This window comes from Variovorax sp. CF079 (genome assembly GCF_900101545.1).
In the GTDB taxonomy this organism is placed as follows: Bacteria; Pseudomonadota; Gammaproteobacteria; order Burkholderiales; family Burkholderiaceae_C; genus Variovorax.
The window spans coordinates 299,537-319,750 of sequence record NZ_FMZU01000005.1 but is presented as its reverse complement, the minus strand read 5'-3'; the positions used below and the strand labels follow the sequence as shown (position 1 = coordinate 319,750).

Genomic DNA, 20,214 nt, shown 5'->3' with positions numbered 1-20,214 from the left:
CTCGCCGACGCGGCGCGCCACGCTGTCGCCGGCGCTGCCGGCCGGGAAGCCGTAGAGGATCTTGACCTGCTCGATGGTCTGGGCCAGCGCGGCCAGTGGGTGCAGGGCAGCGAGTGCCGCTGCACCGCCGAGGGTGTGGAGGAAGTGGCGGCGATCGGTCATGGTGTGTCTCCTTGCTGTTCTCTCGGAATCGTTGGTCAGGCTGCGAACTCGGGGCGCGGCAGGCCCACGCGCGGCAGCCCCATCATGTCGCGCGCCTCGGCCGGCGTCGCGGGCTCCATGTCCATCTCGCGGATGAGGCGCACGATGCGCTCGGTGAGCTGCAGGTTGGTGGCCAGCTCGCCGTGACGGTAATAGAGGTTGTCCTCCAGGCCGACGCGCGCATGGCCGCCGAGCAGCAGCGCGCTGATGTTGGCCTCGAGCTGCGAGGGGCCGATGCCGCTCACGCAGAAGATCGCGCCCTTGGGCAGCGTGTCCACCATCATCTGCAGATGCCGCGGCGAGAAGGGCATCGCGTTCTGGAAGTTGCGGTGCACGTTCATCACCAGGTTGATGAAGTAGGGCGCCTCGTCCAGCCCCTCCTCGATCAGCGTGGTCGTGTCCTGCAGGATGTGGGTGGGGCTGAACACCTCCCACTCGGGCTTGATGCCGCGCGCCTTCATGCCGGCCGCGAGCTCGCGGCCCTTGGTGAGCGGCGTGTCCATCAGGATCTCGCGGCCTTCGAAGGAGAGGTTGAGCGTGGTCGCGTCCAGCGTGCACATCTCGGCGCCGGCGTCCATGCCCTTCACGCGCTCGTCGAAGGCGATCTCCCAGCGCCCCCCAGGCAGCGGCTTGATCATGTCGCCGTGCACGCCGCCGCCGGTGGAGTTGTTGAGCACGATGTCGCAGCCGGCGGCGCGGATGCGGCGGTTGATGTCGCGGTAGACCTCGGCGTCGCAGGTGGCGCCGTCGTCGGGCCGGCGCGCGTGGATCGCGGCCACGCTGGCGCCGGCCTTCCAGCAAGCCACCACATCCGCCGCGATCTCCTCGGGCTGGGTGGGAAGATGCGGGTTCTGCGACTTGTGCGCCATGCCGCCCGTGGGGGCGATGGTCACGATCACTTTGCGCTTGGACATGGGCTTTCTCCTGTGGACGGCGCGCTATTATTTTTGGCTGCCGTCGTCCCGGCAGTCATTGCGATGACATTTGAGATCAGGGTTTACGAGCCGCAGCCAGCAGGAGCGTCGATGCCGCACACCAGGCCGAGCCAGAGACCTCCGGCGTCCTTGTCGATTCCCGAGCTGCTGCAGCGATCGGTCTGGTTCCCCGGGCTGGACGCTGCGGCGCAGGCGCGCGTGCTCGATGACATGCGCGAGGAGTCGGTGGCCGCCGGCGCCGCGCTGTGCCGCCGCGGCGACACGCCGCTGCACTGGTACGGCACGCTCGAAGGCCTGCTCAAATGGTCGATGACATCGAGCGACGGCCGCTCCGTCACCTTCGGCGGCCTGTCGGTCGGCAGCTGGTTCGGCGAAGGCACGCTGTTGCGCGCGATGCCGCGCTCGGCCGACATCATCGCGCTGCGCGACAGCCGTGTCGCGGTGCTGCCGCTCGACACCTTCGAGTGGCTGCACCGCACGCAGATGAGCTTCAACCACTTCCTGCTGAACCAGATCAACGAGCGCCTGCACTGGTTCATGGGCAACTATGCGGCGCACCGGCTGCTCGATGCCGACAGCCAGGTGGCGCGCGCGCTGGCCGGCCTGTTCCATCCGTGGCTGCATCCGGGCAGCGACGTGTATCTGCAGACTTCGCAGGAAGAGATCGCCAACCTCTCCGGCCTCTCGCGACAGCGCTGCAACGCGGCGCTCAACCGGCTGCGCGAAGCGGGCCTGCTGCGCATCGAGTACGGCGGCATCACCGTGGTCGATCTGGAAGGGCTGCGGCGCTTTGTCGAATAGTGCGTCGGAGAACTCGCCTGCAGCGCGTCTGGGCAGTCAGAGCCTGGAAGACCAGTACGCGGGCTCGCGGCTCTGATGCGCGATGGCAAAGATCTGAGGCCCGAGGCTTGCGTCTTCCGCGTAGATCACGGTGCAGGGAAATCGATCGAAGTGATAGATGCGCATGCCGTGCCCTCCATCAGGACCACGCTGCTGATTCTCGAGGAGGAGCCCAAGAACTCGCTCGTACTCGGCGAGGAAAGCCTCTGCGATCAGTCGCTCCAGAAGTCGAGCGCGGTCCTCGGGCGGCAAACCGAGGACCTGAGCCTCAAGATCTTGAACGGCAATGGACATGACGCCTCCGTAAACCAGTGCGAATGGCAAGCACGCCACAGCACTGCCGGAGCCGGGCGCCGCCAAGCTCCCGATCCCTCAGAGCCGGCTCAGCGCCGCCGATCCAGCGCTGCCCGTTGCGGCCTTCAGAATTTGTGCGCGAGGCGCGGAGGCCTGTTTTCTTCGCCGGTGCTTTCGTCGTCCACCGAGGCGATCTTCAGGCGGGCGGCCTCGTGCTTGACACTCAGTTCCATGCAGCGCTCGCGTTCGGCCGGCCGGGACGGCGACTCGCGCATGCAATCGACGAAGAACTGCGACTCGTCGGCGCTCAAGCCATGCAGCACTTCCCGGCCCTTGGCGTCGATGGCCAGGGCGCTGCGGGCGGACAGCTCGGCGCGTTGCGCCTCGGGCATTTCCAGCAGTTTCATGCTCGGCTCCTTTTCGAACAGTCTGCAGTCTGGCGCAGTTTGCCTGGTGTGGCGTGCCATGGTGCCTGGCTGCCCCGATAGTGTGCGGCGCGCCCGAAGGCCCTGAATCAGATCAACACTGTACGCCCTCTTCATTGGGATGAATCACCTTGTTTGTAGAGGCATGCAAGGAGAGTGAATGCACACATCTGAGAATGGGCCCGTATATTGCTGTATGCTGTGAAATGCCGACTGTCGACAGTTGCCCGTCGGAACCGACCCAAGGAAAAGATCCATGCCATTGCACGCAGTGGGCCGCGCGGCCCTCCCGATCTCCGATGCCGAGCGCGCCGTGCGCCAGGACCTGGCCGCCGCCTACCGGCTGGTGGCGCACTACGGGATGGACGACAGCATCTACACGCACATCTCCGCGCGCGTGCCCGGCACCGAAGACCAGTTCCTGATCAACCCCTTCGGGATGCTGTTCAAGGACGTCACGGCTTCCTCGCTGGTGAAGATCGACCTCGAGGGCCGCATCCTCGACGACTCGCCCTACGACGTGAACCCGGCCGGCTTCACCATCCACAGCGCCGTGCATGCGGCGCGCCACGACGCCGCCTGCGTGCTGCACACGCACACGGTGGCGGGCGTGGCGGTGTCCTCGCTCGCCGGCGGGCTGCAGCCCTGCAACCAGTGGGCGCTGCAGTTCCACGAGCGCGTGGTCTATCACGACTTCGAGGGCATCGCGCTCGACTTCGAGGAGCGCGAACGGCTGGTCGCCGACCTCGGGCCGACGGCGCGTGCGCTCATCCTGCGCAACCACGGCCTGGTCACGCTGGGCTGCACGGTGTCGGAGGCCTTCATCCTCATGCTCAACCTGGAGCGCGCCTGCCGCGTGCAGGTCGCGATCCAGTCCAGCGGCCAGCCGGTCTACCCGGTTCCGCCCGAGGTCTGCGAAAAGACCGCGCGCCAGTACGAGAGCGGCGACACCGTGCGCATGCCCGGCCAGCCCGACCCGAATGCACGCGAATGGCGCGCGCTGCTGCAGCGCATCGAGCCCGTGCCCGCCACGTCCTTCCGCGACTGAGCTTCGTTCCCTTCCTTCCTTCCTTCCCACCATCCCCGATCGAGCCACAAGGAGTTCTCATGAAACGTCGCAATCTCATCCAAATGGGTGCCGCCACGGCGGCCGGCCTGACGCTCGCGGGCGTTCCCCTGCATGTGCTGGCGGCAGGCAAGAAGGGCGGCGTGATCAACGCGGTGGTCCAGCCCGAGCCGCCGGGCCTGATGCTGGGCATCACGCAGAACGGCCCCACGCAGATGATCGCCGGCAACATCTACGAAGGCCTCTTGCGCTACGACGAGAAGATCAATCCGCTGCCTTCGCTGGCCACTTCGTGGACCTCGAACAAGGAGGGCACGCTCTACACCTTCAAGCTCAAGCCCGGCGTGCTGTGGCACGACGGCAAGCCCTTCACCTCGGCCGACGTGGTGTTCTCCGCCGACGTGTTCCTGCGCAAGACGCATGCACGGCTGCGCGCCAACCTCGCCGCGGTGGAGAGCATCCGGGCGGTCGATCCGCTGACGGTCGAGTTCAAGCTCAAGTACCCCTTCGGGCCCTTCCTCGGCATCTTCGAGGTCGGCAGCATGCCGATGATCCCCAAGCACATCTACGAAGGCACGGACTTCGCCGCCAACCCGGCCAACGCCACGCCGATCGGCACCGGCCCGTTCAAGTTCAAGGAATGGGTCAAGGGCTCCTACATCCAGCTGGTGGCCAACGACAAGTACCACGTCAAGGACGTGCCGCTGGTCGAGAGCGTGTACTTCCACGTCATTCCCGACGCGGCCTCGCGCGCCGCGGCCTTCGAATCGGGCAAGGTCGACCTGGTGCCGGGCGGCGCGGTCGAGTACTTCGACGTGCTGCGGCTGTCGAAGCTGCCGGGCGCCGCGGTCACGACCAAGGGCTGGGAGTTCTTCGCGCCGCACGCCTGGCTGTGGATCAACAACCGCAAGGCGCCGATGGACCAGGTCAAGTTCCGCCAGGCCCTGATGCACGCGATCGACCGCGAGGCCATCTGCAAGGTGGCCTGGCAGGGCTTCGCCAAGCCGGCGACCGGCCCCTTCAACAGCAACATCAAGTTCCACAGCACCGACGTCCCCAAGTACCCGCGCAGCGTCGACACCGCCAAGAAGCTGCTGGCCGAGGCCGGCTACAAGGGCGAGACGCTGCGCCTGCTGCCGCTGCCCTACGGCGAGACCTGGACGCGCTCGGCCGAGATCCTGCGCCAGAACCTGGCGCAGGCCGGCGTCAAGCTCGAGATGGTCGCCACCGACGTGGCCGGCTGGAACCAGAAGCTCAACGAGTGGGACTACGACCTCGCCTTCACCTACGTCTACCAGTACGGCGACCCGGCCCTGGGCGTGGCGCGCAACTACACCACGGCCAATATCGCCAAGGGCTCGCCCTTCAACAACGTCGAGGGCTACTCCAACCCGAAGATCGACGAGCTGTTCGATGCCGGCGCCAAGGAGGCCGATCCCGAGAAGCGCAAGGCGATCTACCTGGAGGCGCAGAAGCTGCTGCTGAACGACGTGCCGGTGGCCTGGCTGTACGAGATCAACTTCCCGACGCTCTACCGCACCAAGCTCAGCAACATCATCAGTTCGGGCATCGGCCTGAACGACAGCCTGAGCGGCGCCTCGGTGGCCTGAGCCGCGCATGAAGCGCACGCAATTCATGCTGGCCCGCGTGCTGCAGGGTCTGGTCGCGATCCTGCTGATCGCGACCGTCAACTTCATGCTGGTGCGCGCCGCGCCGGGCGATCCGGTCTCGGTGCTGGCCGGCGAGGCTGGTGCTTCGGACCCGCAGTTTGTCGCCCAGCTGCGCGCGCAGTTCGGGCTCGACCAGCCGATCACGACCCAGCTCGGCACCTACCTCGGCAAGGTGGTGCAGCTCGACCTCGGCTTCTCCTACCGCCAGCAGCAGCCGGTGCTGAAGCTGATCCTGGACCGGCTGCCCGCGACGCTGCTGCTCACCGGCAGCGCCTTCGCGCTGTCGCTCTTGTTCGGCGTCACGCTCGGCGCGCTCTCGGCGCGGCGGGCCGGGACGTGGGTGGACAGCGCGATCACCACGGTGGCGCTGGTGTTCTATGCCACGCCCCTGTATTGGCTCGCCCTCATGGCCGTGCTGGTGTTCACGGTGCAGCTCGACTGGCTTCCGGGCTTCGGCTTCAGCACCGTCGGCTCGGGCGCGACCGGGCTGGCACTGGCGTGGGACGTTGCGCAGCACCTGGTGCTTCCGGTGCTGACGCTGGCGCTGTTCTACATGGCCGTCTACGCCCGCATGACGCGCGCCGCCATGCTCGACGTCGCGCAGATGGACTTCGTGAAGACGGCACGCGCCAAGGGCGTGAAGCCCGGCCGCATCCTGCGCGCGCACGTGCTGCGCAACGCGCTGTTGCCGGTGGTCACGCTCGCGGGCATCCAGGCCGGCAGCCTGATCGGCGGCGCGGTGCTCACCGAAACCGTGTTCGCATGGCCCGGCCTCGGCCGCCTGATGTTCGACGCGCTGCTGCAGCGCGACTACAGCCTGTTGCTAGGCACCTTCCTCGTGACGGCGGCGATGGCCGTGCTGTTCAACCTGATCACCGACCTCGTCTACACGCTGGTCGACCCACGCATCGAACTGACATGACCCAAAGTCCTTTCTGGCGGCGCTTCGTCCGCAACAAGGGCGCGGTGGCCGGCATGGTGGTGCTGGCGGTCGTCGCCGTCGTCGCTTTGTTCGGCCCCTGGATGGCCGCCAACGACCCCTGGGGCATGGTGCAGCAGCCCTTCCTGCGGCCCTGGACCGAGCCCGGCTTCGCGATGGGCACCGACACCCTCGGGCGCGACATCCTCTCGGGCGTGATCCACGGTGCGCGCATCTCGCTCCTGATCGGCGTGGTCTCGACCGTCGTCGCGCTCCTGATCGGCGTCACGCTCGGTGCCGTCGCCGGCTACTTCGGCGGCTGGATCGATGCCGGGCTGATGCGCTTCACCGAGATCTTCCAGGCGGTGCCGAGCTTTGCGCTGGCCATCGTGCTGGTCGCGATCTTCCAGCCCTCGGTCGGTTCCATCGTGGCGGCCATCGCCATCGTCTCCTGGCCGCCGGTGGCGCGCCTGGTGCGCAGCGAGTTCCTCACGCTGCGCCAGCGCGACTTCGTGCAGGCCGCCTTGCTGGCCGGCCAGTCGACGCCGCGCATCATCCTCACGCAGATCCTGCCGAACGCCATGTCGCCCATCATCGTGATGGCCTCGCTCATGGTGGCGACGGCGATCCTGCTCGAATCGAGCCTGAGCTTCCTCGGCCTGGGCGACCCCAACCAGATGAGCTGGGGCTACATGGTTGGCTCGGCCCGCACCGTGCTGCGCCAGGCCTGGTGGATGGCGCTGTTCCCGGGGCTGGCCATCGTGCTGACCGTGCTCGCGCTCAACCTGGTGGGTGAAGGCCTCAACGACGGCCTCAATACGCGGCTGGACGGGAGGGGCCGATGAACGCCGGCGTGACACGCCTGAAGCCGGCGCAAGCCGTGCTCGAGGTCGTCGACCTGAGCATCTCGCTGCCCAAGGGTGCCGACCGCGCGCTCGCGGTCGAGGGCGCGACGCTCTCGGTGCTGCCGGGCCAGACGCTGTGCGTCGTCGGCGAATCCGGCTCGGGCAAATCGATGATCGCCAACGCGGTGATGGGCCTGTTGCCGCGCCCGCAGGTGGCGCCGGTGGCCGGCAAGATCCTGTTCGAAGGCACCGACCTGCTGGCGCTGACCGAGCCGCAGATGCGCGAGCTGCGCGGCCGGCGCATCGGCATGGTGTTCCAGGAGCCGATGACGGCGCTGAACCCGGTCATGCGCATCGGCGAGCAGATTGGCGAGGTGTTCGATGCGCACGGCACGGTGCCCGCGGCCGAGAAGCGGCGCCGCATCCTCGCGGCGCTGGCCGACGTCGGCCTGCCCGATCCCGAGCTGCTGATCGACAGCTATCCGTTCCGCCTCTCCGGCGGCCAGCGCCAGCGCGTGATGATCGCCTGCGCGCTCGTGCTCGAGCCCGTGCTGCTGATCGCGGACGAGCCGACCACCGCGCTCGACGTGACGACGCAGGCGCAGATCCTCAAGCTGGTGCGCGAACTGCAGCAGCGCCGCGGCACCGCCGTGCTCTTCATCACGCACGACTTCGGCGTGGTCTCGGAGATCGCCGATCACGTGGTGGTGATGCAGACCGGCAAGATCGTCGAGTCCGGGGCCGCCGCCGGCGTGCTCGGCGCGCCGCGGCATCCCTACACGCGCAAGCTGATCGCCGCCATTCCCCATGGCCACGCGCAGCGCGCCACGCCGACCGACGATGCGCTGCGCTTGCTGCAGGTGCAGGACCTGTGCAAGACCTACAAGTCCGGCGCGGGCCTGTTCAAACGTGGCCGCTCGGTGCAGGCCGCGAAGAACATCAACTTCGAGCTGCGCCGCGGCGAGACGCTGGGCCTGGTCGGCGAGTCGGGCTCGGGCAAGTCGAGCGTGGGACGCTGCCTGGTCGGCCTGGCGCCCTTCGACAGCGGCCGCATCCTCTTCAAGGGGCACAACCTGGCGCAGGACGGGAACTTCCGCCGCTCTGCCGGCGGCAAGATCCAGATGGTGTTCCAGGATCCGTATGCGTCGCTGAATCCGCGGCATCGCATCGGTGCGGCGATCGCCGGCGGTCCCATCGCCCAGGGCGTAGCCAAGGCGGAGGCCATGGCGCGCGCGATGGAGCTGCTGAAACTGGTCGGGCTCGGGGCCGACGCGGCGCAACGCTACCCCCACGAGTTCTCCGGCGGCCAGCGCCAGCGCATCGGCATCGCGCGCGCGCTGGCGATGCAGCCCGAACTGCTGGTCGCCGACGAGCCGGTGTCGGCGCTCGACGTCTCCGTGCAGGCCCAGGTGCTGGAACTCTTCGCCCAGGTGCGCGAGCAGTTCCAGCTGGCGATGGTGTTCATCACCCACGACCTGCGCGTCGCCGGCCAGATGTGCGACCACATCGCGGTGATGCAGCGCGGCGAGGTGGTGGAGTACGGCGAGACGCATGCGGTGCTGAACGACCCGCAGCATGCGTACACGCGCAAGCTGATCGATGCGGTGCCGCGGCTGGCTTCGCCCGACGAAGCTGCGGCGCGGGTCGCGTGATGCAGCGCAACGGCGACAGCACGACACCCTGCGTGGCGCTGCTCAGCGAGGTGCTGGACATGCAGTACCTCGCACCCGCTTTCCGCGAGGCCTGCCCCGGCATCGACCTGCGGCTCGGCGCCGAGCTCGGGCCGCTGGAAGACATCGAGGCGGCGGTCTGCTGGTACCCGCCGCACGGTCAGCTGGCGCGGCTGCCGAAGCTGAAGCTCGTGCAGTCGCTGGCCGCGGGCATCGACCACATCGTGGCCGACCCGCAGCTGCCACGCGAGCGCCCCTTGTGCCGCATCGTCGACACCGGCATGGCCGCCGGCATGAAAGCCTATGTGAGCTGGGCGGTGGTGCAGCACCATCGCGGCATGAACGCCTACGTTGCGAGCTCTGCGGCCGGCCGATGGGAGGAGCAGGACGTGGTCTCGCCGCGCCGCCATCGCGTCGGCATCGCCGGCCTCGGCACGCTGGGCATGGCCTGCGCCGAGGCGCTCGCGGGCATCGGCTACCAGGTCCGCGGCTGGAGCCGCAGCGCCAAGGAAGCGTTGCCGCCGGGCGTCGTCGCCTTCCACGGCGCCGGACAGCTCGACGCGTTCCTGTCGGGCTGCGACACGCTGGTGTGCCTGCTGCCCTTGACGCCGCAGACGCAGGGCTTTCTCGATGCCGCGCTGTTCGCGAAACTGCCGCGCGGCGCGCACCTGATCAACGTCGGCCGCGGCGATCACCTGGTCGAAGCCGACCTGCTGGCTGCGCTCGAAAGCGGCCAGCTCGCGGCCGCGACACTCGATGCCTTCTCGCAGGAGCCGCTGCTGCCGGACCATCCCTTCTGGGGCGATCCGCGCATCCTGATCACGCCGCACATCGCGACGCGCACCGACCGCCTGGTGATCGCGCAGCAGACCCTTGCCAACCTCGCGCTGCTGAAAAAAGGCGAGCGTCCTTCCCACTTGGTCGACCTCGAACGCGGCTACTGACATGAACCCATCCACCCACGCCGACAACGCCGCCCACGACATCGCGGCGCACCTTCATCCCTTCACCAACCTCGCCACCCATCCCCAGGTCGGGCCGCTGGTGATCCGGCGCGGCGACGGCATCTTCGTGGAGGACGACCAGGGACGCCGCTACCTGGAGGCGATGTCGGGCCTGTGGTGCGCCTCGCTGGGCTTCAGCAACGAGCGCCTGGCCAAGGCCGGCAGCGAGGCGCTGCGCTCGCTTCCCTACTATCACACCTTCAACCACCGCTCGAACGAGGCGGCCATCGCGCTGGCCGAGAAGCTGCTCACGCTCGCGCCGGTGCCGATGTCGAAGGTGTTCTTCGCCAACTCCGGGTCGGAGGCCAACGACAGCGCGGTCAAGCTGGTCTGGTACTACCACAACGCCATCGGCAAGCCGGACAAGAAAAAGATCATCGCGCGCCGCAATGCGTATCACGGCGTCACCGTGGCAGCGGCCAGCTTGAGCGGCCTGGTGCCCAATCACCGCGACTTCGACCTGCCGATCGCTCGCATCCTGCACGTCGACTGCCCGCACCACTACCGCTACGCCGAGGCCGGCGAAAGCGAGGAAGCCTTTGCCACGCGCCTGGCCGATGCGCTGGAAAAGCGCATCCTCGAAGAGGGCCCCGAGACCGTCGGCGCCTTCATCGCCGAGCCCGTGATGGGCGCGGGCGGCGTGCTGGTGCCGCCAGCCACCTACTTCGAGAAGGTGCAGGCGGTGCTCGCGAAGTACGAGGTGCTGCTGATCGCCGACGAGGTGATCTGCGGCTTCTGCCGCACCGGCGAGATGTTCGGCTCCACCACCTTCGGCTTGCGGCCCGATATCCTGACCGCGGCCAAGGCGCTGTCCTCGGGCTACGTGCCGATCTCGGCCGTGATGGTGTCGGAGAAGGTGCATGCGGCGGTGGCCGCCAACAGCGGAAAGATCGGCACCTTCGGTCACGGCTTCACCTACTCGGGCCATCCGGTGGCCTGCGCGATCGCGCTCGAAACGCTGCAGGCCTACGAAGACGAGAACATCCTCGCGCACGTGAAGACGCTGGCGCCGCGCTTCCAGCAGGGCCTGCAGCGCTACGCAGCGCGCCCGCATGTCGGCGAGGTGCGCGGCGTGGGCCTGATCGGCGCGATCGAGCTCGCAGCCGACCCGGCCCGGCGCACGCCCTTCGATCCGGCGCAGAAGGCCGGCGCGCGCGTGGCCGAACTCGCGCTGGAACAGGGCCTGATCGTGCGCGCCATGGGCGACGCCGTCGCCTTCTGCCCGCCGCTCGTCATCAGCGCCGCGCAGATCGACGAGATGTTCGAGCGCTTCGACCGCGCCCTGGTCGGCTTCGAAGCGTCGATGGCATGAAGGCCTTCTTCACCGACGAGCAGCTGCTGCACGATCCGCAGCAGTTCATGCGCCTGGGCCGCATCAGCAAGCCGGCCGATCTGCCGACCCGCGCGCACGCCTTGCGCGACGCGCTGGCCGCACGCGACATCGAACTCGTGCAGCCGCGGGACTACGGCCGCGCGCCGCTCGAAGGCGTGCACAGCGTCGACTATCTGGACTACCTCGAAACGGCCTACGCGCTGTGGCGCGCGCTGAAGCTGCCGGGCGTCGAGCCGGGCATCGAAGTGCTGCCCAATCTTTCGCCGTACCACGGCGGCACGCCGGGCGTGCTGCGCGCGCCTTGCCCCTCGCCGTCGATCGTGGCGCGCACGGGCTACTACATCAGCGACCTCTCGTGCCCGATCGGCCCCCACACCTGGCGCTCGGTCCTGCGTTCGGCGCACACCGCGGTGGCGGCGGCCGACGCGGTGCTCGACAGCGGCGATGCCGCCTATGCCCTGTGCCGGCCTTCGGGCCACCACGCGCACCGCGACCGCGCGGGCGGCTTCTGCTACGTGAACAACAGTGCGGCGGCCGCGCAGCGCCTCCGGGAGCGCCATGGCCGCGTGGCCGTGCTCGACCTCGATGCCCATCACGGCGACGGCACGCAGAACATCTTTTATGCGCGCGATGACGTGCTGACCGTGTCGACGCATGCCGATCCGAGCGGCTACTACCCGTTCTACACCGGCTATGCGCACGAGCGCGGCAGCGGTGCGGGCGAGGGCTGCAACCTGAACCTGCTGTTGCCCCACGGCGCCGGCAACGAGCTCTTCCTGCAAGCGGTGGACCAGGGACTGGCGGCGCTGCGCGGCTTCGCGCCCAAGGCCCTCGTGCTCGCGCTGGGCTTCGACAGCTACAAGGACGACCCCATCAGCGTGCTGCGGCTCGACCTGGACGCCTACCGCCGCATCGGCGAGAAGATCGGCGCGCTGGGCCTGCCCACGGTGATCGTCCAGGAAGGCGGCTACATGGTGGAGGCCATCGGCTCGGCGCTGGACCACTTTCTGCGCGGCTTCGAGGCGCTTCGGTGATGACCACCGCCGCACTGCGAGCCCCGGGGTCGAGGAGCGCCGGCATCGCGCTCTTCTTCTGCGCGCTGGTGGCCTTCGCCTCCTACGACGCCTTCTGCAAGAAGATGCTGCAGTTCTACCCGGCGCCCTTCGTCAACCTGATGCGCTACCTGTCGGTGATCTGCATCGCTCTCGCCATGCTGCTGCACCACGGCGACCTGCGCATCTGGCGCGCGCCGCAGAAGAAGTTGCTGCTGCTGCGCGGCGCGATGCTGGCGACCGTGGCCACCTGCTTCATGACGGCGCTGATCTGGATGCCGCTGGCCGAGGCCACGGCCATCTACTTCACCGCGCCGCTGTTGATGGTCGCGCTGTCGCCCTGGCTGGTGGGCGAGCAGGTGCAGCGCAGCCGATGGGTGGCCGTGGTCGTCGGCTTTGCCGGCATGCTGCTGATCGTGCGGCCCGGCAGCGACCTGCCGTGGCTCGGCACCGTGCTGATGGCGATCGCCGCCGTCTGCTACGCCGTCTTCCAGCTGCTCACGCGCCGGCTCGCGGGCAGGGTCGCGAGCCCCGTGCAGTACGCCTACACCGCGCTGGTCTGCCTGATCGCGACCGCGCTGCCGGCGCCGCTTTTCCTGCCGCCCGAGCGCCCCGAGGCCGGCGCCGTGCTGCTGCTCCTGGCCGGCGGCGCCTGCAGCGGCGCGGCGCAGTGGCTGCTGCTGGCGGCCTTCGAGCGGGTCGAGGCCTCGACGCTGGCGCCGCTCAACTATTTCCAGCTGCTGCTCGCGGTGGCCTTCAGCACCTTCTGGTTCCACAAGCCGCCCGACGGCCTGGCGATGTCGGGCATTGCGTTGATCATCGCGGCCGGCGTCTACCTGGCGCGGCAGCCGATGAAAGAATGAGCCCGGGTGCTCCAACAAGACGAGACAACCACATGGCTTTCAATTCCTCTTCCGACACCGTTCTTTTCGAATCCGTCGAGGCGACCGACTTGGTCGGCCTGGTCGAAGCCCAGCTCACCCGCGCCATCGTCGAAGGCCGCCTCGCGCCCGGCAGCCGCATCGTCGAAGCCGACATCGCGCGCCGCATGGGCGTGAGCCGTGCGCCGGTGCGCGAAGCGGCGCGCCGGCTCGAGCGCCAGGGCGTGCTGGTCGCGCGGCCGCGCCACGGCTTCGCGGTGCGAACCATCAGCGTGCAGGAGATCGACGACCTGTACGAAGTGCGCCTGAGCCTGGAGCTGACTTCGATCGAGCTGGCCTGCCGCAAGGCCAGCGATGCCGACCTCGCGCGCGTGCGCGCGATGGTCGACGACATGGTGCGCCTGGCACGCACGCGGGCGCAGGACGAGCGCATCGATACCGACCTCGCGCTGCACACGCTGATTAGCGAACTCTCGGGCAATGCGCACCTGCACCGCATCTTCCTGAACACGCAGACCGAGCTGCGCATGATCATCGCCCTCATCACCGTGGTCGACGATTCCGAGACCGTGGCCAGCAACCACCTGCTGATCGCCGACGCGCTGGTGCGCCGCGACATCGAAGCCGCCAAGGCCGCGATGCGCACGCACATCGAATCCGCATGGCGCGACGTGCGCGCCCTGTTCGTCCGCCAGCACGGCGTCCCCACCCCCTGAATTCAAGGACCCCCTCGATGAAGGTCGTCTACACCGACACGCACCAAGGGCACGACCCGCAGCTGTTCATGGTGCGCGGCAAGCTCAAGCGCAGCAACGAGCAGCCCGAGCGCGCCTTCCGGCTGCTCGACGCTGTGCGCAAGGATGGCCACGAGATCGTCCCCTGCGAGGACTTCGGCGCCGGCCCGCGCGCGGCCATCCACACGCCCGACTACCTGCGTTTCCTCGAGACGGCCCATGCGCGCTGGCAGCTGCTGGACGACCCTTCGGAAGAGGTGATGCCGAACATCCACCCCTTTCCAGGCCAGCCCTGCAGCTATCCCGAGAGCGTGGTCGGACAAGCGGGCTTTCACATGGGCGACAACGCCTGCTCGATCGGCCCCCACACCTGGGAGGCGGCCGTTGCGTCGGCCCACATGGCGACGCACGCCGCGCAGCTGGTGCTCGACGGCGAGCGCGCTGCCTATGCGCTGTGCCGCCCGCCGGGCCATCACGCCTACGTCGATCGCGCCAACGGCTTCTGCTACCTGAACAACGTGGCCATCGCCGCGCAGCATCTGCGCAGCAGGCACGCGCGCGTGGCCATCCTCGACATCGACGTGCACCACGGCAACGGCACGCAGGGCATCTTCTACCGCCGTGCCGACGTGCTGTCCATTTCGCTGCACGGCGACCCGCGCAACTTCACGCCCTTCTTCACCGGCCATGCGCACGAGCGCGGCGAGGGCGAGGGCCTGGGCTACAACATCAACAAGCCGCTGGCGCTCGGCACCGATCTCGACGGCTACCTGCCGGCGCTGCGCGAGGCCTGCGACAGCATCCGCGCCTTTGCGCCCGGCGCGCTGGCGGTGGCGCTGGGCCTCGACACGCACGAGCGCGACCCGTACAAGGGCATGAAGATCACGACGCCGGGCTTTGCGGTTCTGCTGGCCGAGATCGCGCGCCTCGGCTTGCCGACCGTGCTGGTGCAGGAGGGCGGCTACCTCTCCGACGACCTCGGCCCCAACATCGCGAGCGCGCTGCGCGGCTTCGCCGGCGCGGCATGACCGACGCGCAGGTCCTGAGCGAGGGCTCGCCCGACCTCGACGATGCCTGGGTGCGCGCGCTGGCGCGCGAGCGCTGGGGCATCGAGGGCGAGCTGCGCGCGCTGACGGGCGAGCGCGACCGCAACTACCTGCTGGCGCCGCCCGGCGACGGCGCGCGCTTCATGCTGAAGATCTCGCATCCGGCCGAGTCGGCGCTGGTCGCCGACTTCCAGACCCAGGCGCTGCTGCACCTCGCGGCTGCCGACCCGCAGCTGCCGGTGCAGCGCATCGTGCCGGCATCGAGCGGCGAGCCTTCCTTCCTCTGCGATCCCGGAGACGGCCTGCCGCGCGTGGCGCGCCTCTTCAGCTACCTGCCCGGCCTGCCGCTGCCCGAGGCGCCGCGCACGCCGCGGCAGCAGCAGAACCTCGCGCGCATGCTGGCGCGGCTCGACCTTGCGCTGCGCGATTTCGACCATCCCGCCGGCGAGCTCGCGCTGCCCTGGGACATCCAGCGCGCCGACAGCGTGCGCGGCCTGCTCGCGCACATCGCCGACCCGGAGCGCCGCGCGCTGGCGGAGGGCGCACTCAACCGCTTCGAGCGCGACGCCAAGCCACGGCTCGCCGCGCTGCCCGCGCAGCCGATCCACAACGACTTCAACATCTACAACGTGCTGGTCGATCCGGCCGACACCGACCGCATCGCCGGCATCCTTGACTTCGGCGACATGGTGCGCGCGCCGGCGATCGACGATCTGGCCGTCGCGGCCGCCTACCAGGTCGGCACCGGCGGCGATCCGCTGGCCGACATCGCGCCCTTCGTTGCCGCCTACCACGGCGTGCGGCCGCTGCTCGCGGCCGAAGTCGAGCTGCTGTTCACGCTGATCACGGCGCGGCTGGTGATGGTGGTGGCCATCAGCGGCTGGCGCGCGGCGCGCCATCCCGAGAACGCGGCCTACCTGCTGCGCAACAACCCGCTCTCATGGGCGCGCCTCGCGGCCTGCGAGCGCGTCGGCGCCGAAGCCGCGACCGCCGTCTTCCGCCGCGCCTGCGGCCTGCACATGGAGGCCTGACATGCCGACCTCAACTTCTGCGATCCCTCCTGCGACCCGCTCGCTCATGGACCGCCGCGCGCGGGTCCTGGGCCCGGCCTACCGCCTCTTCTACGAGACGCCGCTGCACCCGGTCCGCGGCGAGGGCGTCTGGCTGCACGATGCCGACGGCAGGCGCTACCTGGACGCGTACAACAACGTCGCCTCGGTCGGCCATTGCCATCCGCATGTGGTGGAAGCCATCGCGCGCCAGGCCGGCGTGCTCAACACGCACACGCGCTACCTGCACGAAGGCGTGCTCGACTATGCGGAGCGCCTGCTCGCCACGATGCCCGCCGAGCTCGCGCACACGATGTTCACCTGCACCGGCAGCGAGGCCAACGACCTGGCGATGCGCATTGCGCACTCGCACACCAAGGCTTGTGGCCTGATCGTCACGCGCTTCGCCTACCACGGCGTGACCGCATCGATCGCCGAAGCCTCGCCCTCGCTCGGCAAGTTCGTGCAGCTCGGCGACGCCGTGCGCACCGTGCCGGCGCCCGACAGCGGCGGCGCGGCCTTCGCCGACGGCGTGCGCGCCGCCATCGCCGATCTGCAGGCGCATGGCATGCGGCCCGCCGCGCTGATGGTCGACACCGTGTTCTCCAGCGACGGCATCTTCACCGACCCGCCGGGCTTCCTGGCCGAGGCGGTGGAGGCCGTGCGCGCCGCCGGCGGCATCTTTATCGCCGACGAAGTGCAGCCCGGGCTGGGCCGCACCGGCGATGCCTTCTGGGGCTTCCAGCGCCACGGCGTGGTGCCCGACATCGTCACCATGGGCAAGCCGCTCGGTGCCGGCCATCCGCTGGCCGGCCTGGCGGTGCGGCCCGAGGTGCTCGCCGCCTTCGCGCGCGAATGCCGCTACTTCAACACCTTCGGCGGCAACCCGGTTTCGATGGCCGCCGGCATGGCGGTGCTCGACGTGATCGAGCGCGAAGGCCTGATGGCGAACGCACAGCGCGTCGGCAAGTACCTGCGCGCGCGTTTGACGGCGCTCGCCGCGCGCCATGCGCTCGTCGGTGAGGTGCGCGGCGCCGGCCTGTTCGTCGGCGTGGACCTCGTGAGCGACCGCGCCACGCGCGCACCGGCCACGGCCGAGACGGCGCGCATCGTCAACGCGCTGCGCGGCCGGCAGGTGCTGCTGAGCTCGACCGGCGAGGACGCCAGCACGCTGAAGATCCGTCCGCCGCTGGTGTTTAGCGAAGCCCATGCGGACCTGCTGGTCGACACGCTCGATAGCGTGCTGACGACGCTCTAGTCGAGCGGCTCGACGCCGCACCAGTCCGCCATGAACTGCGCCATGGTGGCGGCCACGCGCTTCATACTGTCCAGCGAGACCGCTTCGTCGATGCCGTGGATGTTGCGCGCCAGCGGGCCGTAGACGGTCACCGGGATGTCGGTCATCAGCGCGAAGTGCCGGCCGTCGGTGGTGGCGGTGCAGGCGAGCGGCTTGGGCGCGGCGCCGGTGATCTTCTCGTGCGCCTCGGCCAGCATGCGCAGCGGCGGCGCGTCGAGCTCGTATTCGCAGCCCGGCGAGAAATGTCCGCGTGCGTTGATCTCCACCGTGAGATCCGCATCGAGCCGGGCCGCGGTGGCGCGGATGCGTTGCGTCACTTGCAGCGTGGCCTCCTCGGCCGTCGTGCCGGGGAAGAAGCCGAAGCGGATGCCGAGCCTGCAGGTGCAAGGCACCGACGAGTTCCACTCGCCGCCCTCGATGCGCCCCAGGTTGAAGTTGAGCGGATGCTCCACGTCGCGAAACAGCGGATGCCGGCGCTCGGGCGCATTCCATTCGGCCTCCAGCGCCTTCAGGTCGGCCATGATGGCGATGCCGGCCTCGATCGGGTTGACGCCCTTGCTCATGTAGGCGACATGCGCTGGCCGGCCGGTGATGTCGATGAAGAGCCAGCACACGCCAACCTGCGCGCGCATCAGCGTTTCGCCGAAGGGCTCGGGGATCAGCACCGCATCGAAGTCGCTGAGCTTCGCCTTGCCCAGCGCGTTCTGCAACGCGTGCACGGTGGCGAGCGTGCCGTTGCCGGTGTTCTCCTCGTCGAGCACGGCGTTGAAGCCGACGGTGCCGGCCGGCTGCAGGCCCATCTCGCGCAAGGCCTGGTAGGCGATCAGCGCGCAGACCAGGCCGCCCTTCATGTCGCCCGCGCCGCGGCCGTGCAGCCAGCCGTCCTTCACCCAGGGCACGTAGGGCGGCCGGGTCCACAGCGCCTCGGGTCCGGTGGGCACCACGTCGATGTGCCCGTTGAACAACACGGAGCGCCCGCCGCCCATGCGCGGCAGGTGGCGCGCCAGCAGGTTGTAGCGGCCGTTGTCGGGGTCGCACGGGCAGGAGAACAGAGGCATGCCTTCGATCAGGCTGCTGTCGAGCACGATGCGCTCGGACTCCAATCCCAGCTCGGTCAGCGCGCCTTCGAAGAAGTCGGCCGCGGGCTGCTCCGCACCCGACAGGCTGGGCGCCGCGACGAATTCGCTCAGGATCTCCGTCATGCGCGGCGCGAGCCGCTCGATCGTTGCGAGCAGGCGGGTGCGATCGACGGCGGGGGAAGGATTCTTCATGCGCTGGCCCGCCGCAAGCTCCATGCCCGCCGCGCTCAAGCGTTGCCGTGCACCGACAGGACCGCGCGCAAACCGCCGAAGCGCCGGAGGTACTGCGGCGGCGTCAGGTTCACCTGGCGCCGGAACAGGCGGCCGAAGAAGGCGGCGTCGTCGTAGCCGACTTCCTCCGCCACGGCCGCCACGGCCGCGACGGGCAGCTCGCTGGTCTCGAGCAGGTGCTTGGCCACTTCGATGCGCATCGTGTGCACGTACTCGAGCGGCGCCATGCCGGTGGCCAGCTTGAAGCGGCGCTGGAAGGAACGCTGCGGGAGGCCGCTCTGCTGGACCATCGCCGCCACCGGCGCCGGGTCGGCGTAGTGGTCGGCGATCCAGGCCTGGCAGCGGCCGATCAGCGCGTCTTCGACCTGCGTCGAGCGCGCCACGCGCGCGAAGGGAGGCCCGACTTGAGAAAAACGCATACGCCGCAGAGCCCGAACGATCGGCCGCGCAGTTCTGCCTGCTGTCCGCGAGTGCCTTGCTGGGCGTGACGCAATTGCTTCTGAACCGTTCAGCGACTCCGTCTCCGAGCGAACGCCTGCAGGATTGGAACGACCTGAGCGAGCTCACCAAGGAAGCGGGGCGATCGGCGTACCGCGCGGCCTTGATCCTGGCCGACCCGGAGCGTTGGTGCCGCCCGGGTTTTGAGCCCAGGCAGGTGCGTCCAAAGGAACGAGGTGAAACTACGGGGGTACACACCCTGGCCCTTCCCCCGGAGCAAACCTTGTCATCCAAAGTCTTTCGCGTTGCACTATCGGCTTCGGCAGCTGCGCTTGGAGGCATCGCAGCCTACTGGGCCCTCCTTGCGACACGCCAGGGACACATCCTTTTCGACGCTCGCAAGCACCCCGTCGTTCACTTGTCCGACGACTTTTCCACTTACTCTCATACCGTGCCGGGCGGGATGGTCCGCGGCTATGTCTATCACCCCCAGGGCGAGGAGGCGCTGCAGGACCTGTTCATCTATTTCGCGGGCCGAGGCGAGGATGTCCGCGCCACTGCAAAGGCGCTGCACTGGCTTCCGGAAGGCTTCGGATTCGCCGCGGTCAACTATCGGGGGGTGGCCGACTCGCAGGGGCACCCCTCCGAGGTCGCCTCCGTCGAGGACGCGAGAGAGTTCGCCAATCACTTGCGCCGGGCCTTCCCGCACGCGCGCCTGCACGTCGTCGGTCGAAGTCTGGGGACGGGCGTGGCCATTCAGCTTGTAGCGCGACAAGACTTCTCGAGCCTGCAGCTGGTCACGCCATACGACTCGATGCTGCAGGTGGCGAAGAAGCGCTTCCCGCTCGTTCCACTTTCCCTGTTGCTGCGGCACCAGTTCAACTCCCTGACGCACTGCAAGGAGGTCGCAGCGAAAACCCAGGTCCTGCTGGCCGAGTGGGACGATGTCGTGCTGCCGGAGCGTTCACAGAAGCTCATCGCCGCCTGGCCAACACCCATCAGCGTGCAGACCATCACCGGCTCCGACCACCGCAGCATCATGGGCCTCGAAGCGACCTGGCTCCATCTCGTCGACTTCGCATTGACAGCGGTCCTCCCTGAGCCGAAGGCCGCATGAGCCGCTACACGAGCCCGGGCCTCCGCCGGCCTGCTCTCAGACGCCGGCGCGCAGATGGAAATCGGCCTGCCCGGGACTACGCCCGGCG

General features: G+C 68.9%; 21 protein-coding genes. 15 read left to right on the top strand and 6 right to left on the bottom strand.

Going from position 1 to position 20,214, the window contains the following annotated elements; genetic code table 11:
• Both BLS74_RS35060 and BLS74_RS09105 read right to left on the bottom strand, forming a co-directional pair.
• On the bottom strand, positions 1–162 hold a 162-nt coding region (locus tag BLS74_RS35060; RefSeq protein WP_170855551.1), incomplete at its 3' end, for an Hpt domain-containing protein.
• Positions 163–197: 35 nt separating this feature from the next.
• On the bottom strand, positions 198–1,115 hold the full coding sequence (locus tag BLS74_RS09105) for a beta-keto acid cleavage family enzyme (RefSeq protein ID WP_093104653.1): 918 nt from the start codon (positions 1,113–1,115) through the stop codon (positions 198–200).
• 111 nt (positions 1,116–1,226) lie between these two features.
• On the opposite strand from BLS74_RS09105, the gene BLS74_RS09100 reads away from it, so the two are divergent.
• Positions 1,227–1,937 carry a Crp/Fnr family transcriptional regulator gene (locus BLS74_RS09100; protein ID WP_093104652.1) on the top strand — a complete coding sequence of 237 codons (711 nt, stop codon included), beginning with the start codon at positions 1,227–1,229 and terminating at the stop codon, positions 1,935–1,937.
• A 36-nt stretch (positions 1,938–1,973) separates the two neighbouring features.
• Here the strand turns inward: BLS74_RS09100 and BLS74_RS09095 are convergent, their stop codons facing one another.
• Positions 1,974–2,270, bottom strand: a complete 297-nt coding sequence (locus BLS74_RS09095) for a hypothetical protein (protein WP_093104651.1) — start codon at positions 2,268–2,270, stop codon at positions 1,974–1,976.
• A 125-nt stretch (positions 2,271–2,395) separates the two neighbouring features.
• Positions 2,396–2,677 carry a hypothetical protein gene (locus BLS74_RS09090; protein WP_093104649.1) on the bottom strand — a complete coding sequence of 94 codons (282 nt, stop codon included), beginning with the start codon at positions 2,675–2,677 and terminating at the stop codon, positions 2,396–2,398.
• 274 nt (positions 2,678–2,951) lie between these two features.
• On the opposite strand from BLS74_RS09090, the gene BLS74_RS09085 reads away from it, so the two are divergent.
• From BLS74_RS09085 to BLS74_RS09025, 13 genes are read left to right on the top strand one after another with little or no spacing between them, the layout of a single operon-like run.
• Positions 2,952–3,743 carry a class II aldolase/adducin family protein gene (locus BLS74_RS09085; RefSeq protein WP_093104648.1) on the top strand — a complete coding sequence of 264 codons (792 nt, stop codon included), beginning with the start codon at positions 2,952–2,954 and terminating at the stop codon, positions 3,741–3,743.
• A gap of 59 nt (positions 3,744–3,802) precedes the next feature.
• Positions 3,803–5,371 carry an ABC transporter substrate-binding protein gene (locus BLS74_RS09080; protein ID WP_093104647.1) on the top strand — a complete coding sequence of 523 codons (1,569 nt, stop codon included), beginning with the start codon at positions 3,803–3,805 and terminating at the stop codon, positions 5,369–5,371.
• A gap of 7 nt (positions 5,372–5,378) precedes the next feature.
• On the top strand, positions 5,379–6,353 hold the full coding sequence (locus BLS74_RS09075) for an ABC transporter permease (RefSeq protein WP_093104646.1): 975 nt from the start codon (positions 5,379–5,381) through the stop codon (positions 6,351–6,353).
• Positions 6,350–7,195 carry an ABC transporter permease gene (locus BLS74_RS09070; RefSeq protein ID WP_093104645.1) on the top strand — a complete coding sequence of 282 codons (846 nt, stop codon included), beginning with the start codon at positions 6,350–6,352 and terminating at the stop codon, positions 7,193–7,195. Before BLS74_RS09075 ends, BLS74_RS09070 begins: the two co-directional genes overlap by 4 nt.
• The gene (locus tag BLS74_RS09065) at positions 7,192–8,847 is read left to right on the top strand and encodes an ABC transporter ATP-binding protein (RefSeq protein ID WP_093104643.1); all 1,656 of its coding nucleotides are present in this window, start codon (positions 7,192–7,194) and stop codon (positions 8,845–8,847) included. Before BLS74_RS09070 ends, BLS74_RS09065 begins: the two co-directional genes overlap by 4 nt.
• Entirely contained in the window at positions 8,847–9,809 is a 963-nt protein-coding gene (locus tag BLS74_RS09060; protein WP_093104642.1) for a 2-hydroxyacid dehydrogenase, read from the top strand. The genes BLS74_RS09065 and BLS74_RS09060 overlap by 1 nt, the downstream gene beginning before the upstream one ends.
• A 1-nt stretch (position 9,810) precedes the next feature.
• A complete protein-coding gene (locus BLS74_RS09055; RefSeq protein ID WP_093104639.1) occupies positions 9,811–11,181 on the top strand; it encodes an aspartate aminotransferase family protein in 1,371 nt (456 codons plus the stop codon).
• On the top strand, positions 11,178–12,236 hold the full coding sequence (locus BLS74_RS09050; protein ID WP_093104634.1) for a histone deacetylase family protein: 1,059 nt from the start codon (positions 11,178–11,180) through the stop codon (positions 12,234–12,236). Before BLS74_RS09055 ends, BLS74_RS09050 begins: the two co-directional genes overlap by 4 nt.
• Positions 12,236–13,117 carry a DMT family transporter gene (locus BLS74_RS09045; protein ID WP_093104632.1) on the top strand — a complete coding sequence of 294 codons (882 nt, stop codon included), beginning with the start codon at positions 12,236–12,238 and terminating at the stop codon, positions 13,115–13,117. Before BLS74_RS09050 ends, BLS74_RS09045 begins: the two co-directional genes overlap by 1 nt.
• 32 nt (positions 13,118–13,149) lie before the next feature.
• Positions 13,150–13,851 (top strand): GntR family transcriptional regulator, encoded by a 702-nt coding sequence (locus BLS74_RS09040; RefSeq protein WP_093104628.1) that lies wholly within the window; start codon positions 13,150–13,152, stop codon positions 13,849–13,851.
• A 17-nt stretch (positions 13,852–13,868) separates the two neighbouring features.
• Complete coding sequence (locus BLS74_RS09035; RefSeq protein WP_093104627.1) at positions 13,869–14,897, top strand: histone deacetylase family protein; 1,029 nt, start codon at positions 13,869–13,871, stop codon at positions 14,895–14,897.
• Complete coding sequence (locus BLS74_RS09030) at positions 14,894–15,946, top strand: phosphotransferase (RefSeq protein ID WP_093104625.1); 1,053 nt, start codon at positions 14,894–14,896, stop codon at positions 15,944–15,946. Before BLS74_RS09035 ends, BLS74_RS09030 begins: the two co-directional genes overlap by 4 nt.
• A gap of 1 nt (position 15,947) precedes the next feature.
• Positions 15,948–17,222, top strand: coding sequence for an aspartate aminotransferase family protein (locus tag BLS74_RS09025; RefSeq protein WP_093104616.1), 1,275 nt, complete (start codon positions 15,948–15,950; stop codon positions 17,220–17,222).
• On the opposite strand, the gene BLS74_RS09020 is transcribed toward BLS74_RS09025, so the two are convergent.
• Both BLS74_RS09020 and BLS74_RS09015 read right to left on the bottom strand, forming a co-directional pair.
• The gene (locus BLS74_RS09020) at positions 17,219–18,532 is read right to left on the bottom strand and encodes an ArgE/DapE family deacylase (RefSeq protein WP_093104739.1); all 1,314 of its coding nucleotides are present in this window, start codon (positions 18,530–18,532) and stop codon (positions 17,219–17,221) included. The two genes, BLS74_RS09025 and BLS74_RS09020, sit on opposite strands and share 4 nt — an antisense overlap.
• A 35-nt stretch (positions 18,533–18,567) precedes the next feature.
• Complete coding sequence (locus BLS74_RS09015; RefSeq protein WP_093104606.1) at positions 18,568–18,990, bottom strand: helix-turn-helix domain-containing protein; 423 nt, start codon at positions 18,988–18,990, stop codon at positions 18,568–18,570.
• A 302-nt stretch (positions 18,991–19,292) separates the two neighbouring features.
• Between BLS74_RS09015 and BLS74_RS09010 the strand changes: the two genes are divergently transcribed.
• Entirely contained in the window at positions 19,293–20,126 is an 834-nt protein-coding gene (locus tag BLS74_RS09010; protein WP_093104738.1) for an alpha/beta hydrolase, read from the top strand.
• Positions 20,127–20,214 lie beyond the last annotated feature (88 nt).